This window comes from Desulfonatronospira sp. (genome assembly GCA_003563255.1).
Taxonomy (GTDB): Bacteria; Desulfobacterota; Desulfovibrionia; order Desulfovibrionales; family Desulfonatronovibrionaceae; genus Desulfonatronospira.
Genome location: PWSL01000231.1, coordinates 1 through 4,515 on the forward strand (window position 1 = coordinate 1; position 4,515 = coordinate 4,515).

General features: G+C 57.4%; 4 protein-coding genes. 1 reads left to right on the plus strand and 3 read right to left on the minus strand.

Annotation, left to right across the window (positions count from 1 at the left end):
* Positions 1-1,045 (plus strand): HAD-IC family P-type ATPase (locus QZP87_RS06765; protein WP_291322158.1); only part of this gene is annotated, 1,045 nt, incomplete at its 5' end.
* Positions 1,046-1,048: 3 nt separating this feature from the next.
* Here the strand turns inward: QZP87_RS06765 and QZP87_RS06770 are convergent.
* The 3 genes from QZP87_RS06770 to moaA are packed head-to-tail and all read right to left on the minus strand — an operon-like array spanning position 1,049 to position 4,044.
* Complete coding sequence (locus tag QZP87_RS06770; protein WP_291322159.1) at positions 1,049-1,936, minus strand: DMT family transporter; 888 nt, start codon at positions 1,934-1,936, stop codon at positions 1,049-1,051.
* Positions 1,918-3,033 (minus strand): alanine racemase, encoded by a 1,116-nt coding sequence (alr, locus tag QZP87_RS06775; protein WP_291322160.1) that lies wholly within the window; start codon positions 3,031-3,033, stop codon positions 1,918-1,920. The genes QZP87_RS06770 and alr overlap by 19 nt, the downstream gene beginning before the upstream one ends.
* Before the next feature lie 15 nt (positions 3,034-3,048).
* On the minus strand, positions 3,049-4,044 hold the full coding sequence (gene moaA / locus QZP87_RS06780; protein ID WP_291322161.1) for a GTP 3',8-cyclase MoaA: 996 nt from the start codon (positions 4,042-4,044) through the stop codon (positions 3,049-3,051).
* Between the last annotated feature and the right edge of the window lie 471 nt (positions 4,045-4,515).

A 4,515-nucleotide genomic window follows, 5' to 3' on the forward strand; every position in this document is an offset into this window, starting at 1 on the left:
AATGATCACCGGGGACCACGCCCTGACAGCGGTATCCATTGCCGACGAGCTGGGCATCGGGGACGGGCGCACCTTTCTGGCGGGCAAGGACCTGGAAAAGATGAGTGATGAGGAACTTGAACAGAAAGTCCCCGGGGTGGACGTCTACGCCCGCACCAGCCCGGAACACAAGCTCAGGCTGGTGCAGGCCCTGCAGGCCGGGGGCAACATCGTGGCCATGACCGGGGACGGAGTCAACGATGCCCCGGCCCTCAAGCGGGCCGATGTGGGCGTGGCCATGGGCAAAGGCGGCACCGAGGCCGCCAGGGAAGCCTCGGACGTGGTCCTGGCCGACGACAATTTCGCCTCCATCGCCAATGCCGTGGAAGAAGGCCGGACCATTTACGACAACCTGAAAAAGGCCATCCTGTTCATCCTGCCCACCAACGGAGGGCAGGCCCTGGTGGTCATGGCTTCCATTGTTCTGGGCATCGGCCTTCTGGGCGAAGGAGGGGAGTACACCCTGCCCATCAGCCCGCCCCAGATTCTGTGGATCAATATGATCATAGCAGTCACCCTGGCCCTGGCCCTGGCCTTTGAGCCCCCGGAAGGAAATGTCATGAGCCGCCCCCCCAGGCCTCCGGATGAACCCCTCATCTCCGGGTTTCTCATCTGGCGCGTGGCCTCGGTATCCGTGCTCCTGGTCATCGGCACTCTGTGGCACTACCAGTATATGCTGTCCGGAGGTGCTTCCCATGAACTGGCCTCCACCACGGCCATCAACACCCTGGTGGTGGGACAGGTCTTCTACCTGATAAACAGCCGGTTCATCCACGAACCGGCCTGGAGCATCCAGGGTTTTGTGGGCAGCAGGGCGGTGCTTATCTCCATTGCCGTCCTGGCCGTACTGCAGATTGGCTTTACTTACCTGCCTTTCATGCAGTACATCTTCCAGACCGAACCGGTCTGCCTGGAGTCCTGGGTCAGGATAGTACTCTTCGGCATCATAGTCTTTCTGGCTGTGGAACTGGAAAAGGCCTTTTTCCGGAGAAGAACCGGCGATTAAACATCAGGACACGGCTATAAGCATGACTCCGGCCAGCATGACCAGGGTGGCCGTCACCCTGGTCTTCATATCCTTCTCCAGAAAATAGATCCCGCCTATGAGCACCCCCAGCACGATACTGGTCCTTTTTATGGCAATGACGTAAGGCACCAGCCCGATCTTTATGGCCGCCATCTGGCACACGAAGCCCACCCCTGTGACCAGGCCTATAAGCAGCAAAGGAATGAGATTGGCCTGCATCCTGCCCCGCAGTCTGCCCCGCATGCAGAAAAGCACCACTGTCAATCCCAGAGATATAAACCCCTGTACGCACACCGCCCAGAAGAAGGGGCTGGTGGCCATGACCCCCAGCTTGTCCATGTTGGCGGCCACGCTCCAGATAAGGGCCACCGCCAGCATCAGCCTGGCCCCGGGATCGCGTACCAGTGCCCTCAGGGGGCTTAGAAGCGAGGTATCTTTGCCCACCCCCAGAAGATAAGAACCGCCAACGATAAAAAGCACCCCCACATAACCCAGAGGGGCCGGAATATCTCCTACCAGCAAGGGGGAGGTAAAGAGCAGGAAAGCCGGGGTAAAACTCAAAAGGGGCAGGGGGATGGAGAGATCCGATGTGCTTATGGCCCGGATGTAGAGTACCGTGGCCAGGATGTTCAGGCCGCCCCCCACAAGAAGGGCCGTCCAGAACTGGACCGGCAGGTGCTCCGGTATGGGGGGGAAAAAGATAAGGGGCAGGATAAAGGGCAGACTGAAGACCTTCCACACCCAGGCAATGGTGAATACGTCCATGCTCTGCAGGCTTTTCTTGCACAGCCCGTCCTTGGCCGCTTCGCACACGGCGGTGATAAAGGCCAGAATGATCCACATGTGCCAGTCTACCCGGTCCGGGTCCATTGTCTGGGATTGTTGCCCAGGCTGCAGAATACCTCATAAGAAATGCTGTTCAGCCATCCGGCCATCTCCCGGGCGCTCACGGCCTGTGATCCATAACCGCCAAGGGCGTATACCCCGCATCCAGGCGCAATGTCTTCCACCCGGGTTGCATCCACCACGCTCAGCTGCATGCAGACCCGGCCCAGTACAGGCAGCCTCTGTCCCTGGAAAAACATCCACCCCCGATTGGACAACCCTCTGAAATAGTTGTCTGCATAGCCACAGCCTATGATGGCGATGCGCATATCCCTGGGGGCGGTAAAGCAGAGACCGTAGCTTACCCCGCCCCCTTTTTTCAGATCATGCACCGCCAGCACCGGGGCCCTGACCTGCATGGCCTGGGCCAGGCCCTGCCCTTTAGAGGCCCAGGGGGTGTTTTCAAAGGGATTATCCCCGTAAAGTGAGATGCCCGGCCGCACGCAGTCCAGATGGGTCTCTGGGTGGGCCAGAATGGCTGCGGAATTGGCCAGAGATCTTTCAAATTCATGTCCCCTGGCCTGCATGGCCTGACAGCACTTTTCGTAAATCTCGAGCTGGCGCAGCACCTCCTGCCTGCCCCGGACATTGTCGGCCAGGCTCAGGTGTGAGGCCAGCATATGCAGCTTCAGTCCCTGACACTGCTCCCAGAATTCAAGCAAATGCAGGATGTCGGCAGGCCTGAAACCCAGCCGGTTCATGCCGGTTTCAAGCTTGAGGGTCACCGGGATTACCCGGGAATCCCTGCAGGCAACCTCTTTGAGGGCCTTCAGCTGCTCCCAGGAATGGATAAAGGGAATGATTTCGCGTTGATACAGTAGCTGGTAATCCTCAGGCGTCACCGGCCCCAGCAGGGAGTAGATAAAAGGCTGGTCCAGGCAGTCTCTAAGACGCGCTCCTTCCTGCACGCTGCCCACGCCGAAACGACGCGCTCCGGCTGAATACAGGCAGCGGGCCGCCTCTTCCAGGCCGTGCCCGTAGGCATCGGCTTTGACCACCGCCATGATTCTACTGGTGGTTTTACTGCAAAGCAGGGCATAATTATCCCTGATGAGTCCGGAATCAATCTCTACCCTGAGCATGTTTCGCCTTCCTGGTTATCCGCCGATGGAAGACATGACCCGCCGGCACAGGCTGTTCTCCTGCTTTTCCCTGGACCACAGCTTATGTCCCATGGGCTTTCTGCGTCCGGCCCGCTCCATGACCAGGCGCAACCTGTCCGGGCCGATTTTCCGGGAACGGATAAGGGGCAGGAGATTATATTCTTTGTCCGAAAAAAGGCAGGTGCGCAGACGTCCGTTGGCGGTAATACGCAGGCGGTTGCAGGTTCCGCAGAAATGCTCGCTCAGCGGGGAGATCACCCCCACCCGCCCCAGACCCCGCCCGGGCCTGAACATACGCGCCGGGCCATGGTTGCGGCTCAGACTTCCCACAGGCACCATTTCAGCAATCTCCGCGGCCTGGAGCAAAAGATCTGAAGAGGACCAGTAATAATCTTCCTTCCACAGAGACTTTTCCCCGATGGGCATGAATTCAATAAAGCGCACATCCAAAGGCTTTTGCATGGCCAGGCGGATAAAATCCCCAAGTTCGTCGTCATTAATTCCCTTGAGGGCCACGGCATTTATCTTGACCCTGATCCCCTCTTCCAGACAGCGGTCAATGCTGGCCATAACGTTGTCCAGCTTGTCCTGTCCGGTTATGCGCTGATACTTGTCCCGGTCCAGGGTGTCCAGGGAGATGTTCAGGCCTTTGATGCCGATGTCGCGCAGGGCCCGGATCTTGCCGGCAATCAGGGTGGCGTTGCTGGTCAGCCTTATCTCCATCTCCGGGAGTTCGCTTTTGAGCCGGTGCAGGAAATAAAGTATGTCCCGGCGGACAAAAGGTTCTCCTCCGGTCAGCCTGACTTTCTGCACATCCATGCCCGAGGCTGCATGCAGCAGGTACAGCATGTCTTCGTATGTCAGGATATTTTTGTGAGGAATAAACTGAGAGCCCTTGCCGGGCCGGCAGTAAAAACACCTCAGGTTGCAGCGGTCGGTTATGCTCAGGCGCAGGTAGCTCACTCCCCGGCCGTAATTGTCCTGGATCATTTTGGTATTTCTCCTGGAAACCAGATATTGTTATCACTACAGAGACACTTTGGGTAAATTATCGCCTCGGCCACCGGGGACAGGCACCCCGCACTTATTTTTAAAATCCGTCAGTCTTCTGTAAGCAGAATAAGTGCGGTGAACCTGTCCCCATCCAGCGCTGAACAGAGAAGATTATTGATTCTCATGTTTCCGGGCTTTGGGGCCAGGACAAGGGATGATATTACAGAAAAACTGCGGCGAAGCTTATACCAAGAAGGCCGGGTAGGCAACCTTGCCCGTTTTTCCCGTCAGAGTCTGGAAAGACCTGTCTGAAAAAGTATCTGTTTAGCGCTTTGCATGTGGCAGGGGGACTGGCTCTTCCGGGACCCACTTGTCCCCAAAAATGAGATGTTTTAAGCACAAAATGATGCTCAAGTGGGTCCCGGAGTGCCTGTCCCCTGCTTTCCTTAAAATCGCTAAACAGATACT

Coding starts and splice junctions, on each gene's coding strand:
- QZP87_RS06770 (WP_291322159.1), bottom strand. CDS start 1,936: ATGGACCCGGACCGGGTAGACTGGCACATGTGGATCATTCTGGCCTTT.
- moaA (WP_291322161.1), bottom strand. CDS start 4,044: ATGATCCAGGACAATTACGGCCGGGGAGTGAGCTACCTGCGCCTGAGC.
- alr (WP_291322160.1), bottom strand. CDS start 3,033: ATGCTCAGGGTAGAGATTGATTCCGGACTCATCAGGGATAATTATGCC.